Origin of the sequence: Pseudarthrobacter sp. B4EP4b (assembly GCF_006680095.1) — a bacterium.
Taxonomy (GTDB): domain Bacteria; phylum Actinomycetota; class Actinomycetes; order Actinomycetales; family Micrococcaceae; genus Arthrobacter.
Genome location: NZ_VHIJ01000048.1, coordinates 24,275 through 27,130, shown reverse-complemented (window position 1 = coordinate 27,130; position 2,856 = coordinate 24,275). Strand labels below are relative to the sequence as shown.

At 69.2% G+C, this 2,856-nt stretch carries 1 protein-coding gene and 2 pseudogenes; all 3 read left to right on the top strand.

The window, feature by feature from the left end:
- Nucleotides 1-230 (top strand): annotated as a pseudogene (locus tag FNL14_RS17590) (ABC transporter ATP-binding protein); the annotation flags it as partial.
- A gap of 37 nt (nucleotides 231-267) precedes the next feature.
- On the top strand, nucleotides 268-2,553 hold the full coding sequence (locus tag FNL14_RS17585) for a glycoside hydrolase family 78 protein (protein ID WP_142062552.1): 2,286 nt from the start codon (nucleotides 268-270) through the stop codon (nucleotides 2,551-2,553).
- Between the two features lie 11 nt (nucleotides 2,554-2,564).
- Nucleotides 2,565-2,856, top strand: a pseudogene (locus FNL14_RS23370) (hypothetical protein); the annotation flags it as partial.

Here is a 2,856-nt window from a genome sequence, read left to right as displayed (position 1 = left end):
CGTTCACCCAGGCCCTCGTTGCCGCGTCCCCGGTCCCGCGGCCCGCCGAGCAGGCCGCCCGGCGGGAGGCCCGCGAGTCCCTGGGCGTGCGCACGGGAGCGGCCGCGGTGCCCGGGCCCGGCGGCTGCCCCTTCCGGCTCCGCTGCCCGCTGGCCACCGATCTCTGCGCCACCGAACGCCCGGCCCTGCGCACGGTGGGCGGCTCCGACGTCGCCTGCCACTACGCCTGAATACCTTTTCCACAGACTGCAGAACGGAACATCCCGCATGACTTCGACTCCCTGGCACGCCGCCATGATCACTCCCGACGAAGACTTCGACGGTGCCCCGCTGCTTCGTAAGGAATTCACCCTCGACGAGGGGCACGGCGCGGTATCAAAGGCGACGCTGCGTGCCACCGCCTTCGGGGTCTACGAGGCCCTGATTAACGGCGTTCCCGTGGGCGAGGACGTGCTGAGCCCCGGCTGGAGCTCCTACGAGTGGCGGCTCCGCTTCCGCAGCTACGACGTCACGGCCCTCGTGGCGCCGTCAACCGTCATCGGCGTATCGCTGGGTAACGGCTGGTACCGCGGGCGGCTGGCCTGGCACGGCATGTCCAACCTCTACGGGGATGAGCTGGGCTTCTTCGGGCAGCTGGACATCGAGTTCGAGGACGGGCACGTCCAAACCGTCGCTTCCGACACCACTTGGCAGTCCGGCCCCTCCGCCACCACCGTCAACGACCTCTACGACGGGCAGACCATCGACGCCCGACGGAACCAGCCGGGCTGGGCGGAGCCAGGCTTCGACGCCGGAACGTGGGCCGGGGTGCGCACCTTGGAGTTCGACGCCGGCCGGCTGGCTGAGCCGGTGGGCCCGCCCGTGGTGCGTACCGCCGTCGTCCGTCCCGTTGAAATTCTCACCTCCCCCAGCGGCAAGACGCTGGTGGACTTCGGCCAGAACCTGGTGGGCTGGCTGCGCTTCACCGTGCAGGGCGAGGCGGGGCAGGCCATCACCGTGCGCCACGCCGAAGTGCTGGAGGACGGCGAGCTGGGCGTCCGCCCGCTGCGGTCCGCCAAGGCCACGGACACGTTCATCCTGTCCGGCGGCGAGGACTCCTTCGAGCCCACCAAAACGTTCCACGGGTTCCGCTACGCCGAAGTTTCCGGCTGGCCCGGCACGCTCTCCGAAGATTCGCTCGAGGCGGTGGTGGTGCATTCCGAGCTGGAGCGCACCGGCACCTTCGAGTGCTCCAACGAACTGGTGAACCAGCTGCACCGCAACATCGTCTGGGGACTGCGGGGCAACTTCCTGGACCTGCCCACGGACTGCCCGCAGCGCGACGAGCGGCTCGGCTGGACGGGCGACATCGCGGTCTTCGCGCCCACCGCGGCGTTCCTCTACGACGTCAAGGGTTTCCTGCAGGACTGGCTTCTTGACCTTGCCGCGGAGCAGAAGGCGGCGGATGGCCTTGTGCCCATCACCGTTCCGGATGCGCTGAAGTACTGCCCGCAGCCGCCTGAATTCCCGGCGCCGGAATCGTCAGCGCTCTGGAGCGAGGCCTCGGTCTGGGTGCCGTGGGCGCTGTGGGAGGCCTATGGGGACCTCACCGTGCTGCAGAACCAGTACGAATCCATGACCTCCCACACCCGCCGGGTGGAAGGCCTGCTCTCGCCCACCGGACTGTGGGACACGGGTTTCCAGTTCGGCGACTGGCTGGACCCGGACGCCGATCCGGACAAGCCGTGGGACGCGAAAGCTGACACCGGCGTAGTAGCCACCACGTGCATGTTCCGCACCGCCACCATCACGGCCCAAACGGCCCGGCTGCTGGGGCACCAGGACGACGCCGAGTACTTCGAACAGCTGGCCGCACGGGTGCAGGCGTCGTACCTGGAGCACTACGTGACCGCCGATGGCACCATCCGCAGCGACTGCACCACCGTCTACGCGCTGGCCATCGCCTTCGGGATCCTGCCCAGCGCCGAGCACGTCGACTTCGCCGGGGAGCGCCTCGCCGAGCTGGTCCGGAAAAACAACTACCGGGTGTCCACTGGCTTCGCGGGCACCCCGTTCATCACCGGCGCGCTCACGGACACCGGCCACAGCGAGGAGGCCTACCGCCTGCTGCTGGAGGAGGGTTGCCCCTCCTGGCTCTACCCGGTGACCATGGGCGCCACCACCGTGTGGGAGAGGTGGGACTCCATGCTCCCGGACGGCACCATCAACCCGGGCGAGATGACCAGCTTTAATCACTACGCGCTGGGCGCGATGGCGGACTGGCTGCACAGGACTGTCGGCGGCATCAGCCCGCTCGCACCCGGTTACAGCAAGGTGCAGATTGCGCCGGTTCCGGGCGGGGGCATCGACTGGGCCAAAACCTCGCTGAAGACGCCGCACGGAACCGTCCGCGTGGAATGGAAGCACGACGACGGCGCGTTCCGCCTCGAGGCGACGGTACCTGGGGGAGTGGAGGCCGACGTCGTACTTCCGGGCGGTGAGCAGCGCACCGTCGGTGCCGGCACGCACAGCTTCAGCGTGCCTGCCGTGCTGGCCGTCCCGGCCGGGGCGTAGGAGTGAACGCTTTGGCGGAGCTGCTGGTCGTGGATAACGACTTCGGCGGCGATCCGGATGGGCTTGTGGCCCTGGCGCACATCCTTTTGCGGTGCGGCCCGGACGCGACGGTCCTGGTGACGAGCTCACCCCTGGATCCGGGACTTGCCAAGGCAGCAGGAGCCGACCCTGCAACCACAGCCAGCCGGGGGACGGAACTGGCCGAGGAGCTGCTGGAGCTGATGGGGATCGACGACGTCCGGGTGATGACGGGTGCCGAGGCTCTCGGAACCGGCGCAGGGCAGGTCAGCGCTGCGGCGCGCG

Coding starts and splice junctions, on each gene's coding strand:
- FNL14_RS17585 (WP_142062552.1), top strand. CDS start 268: ATGACTTCGACTCCCTGGCACGCCGCCATGATCACTCCCGACGAAGAC.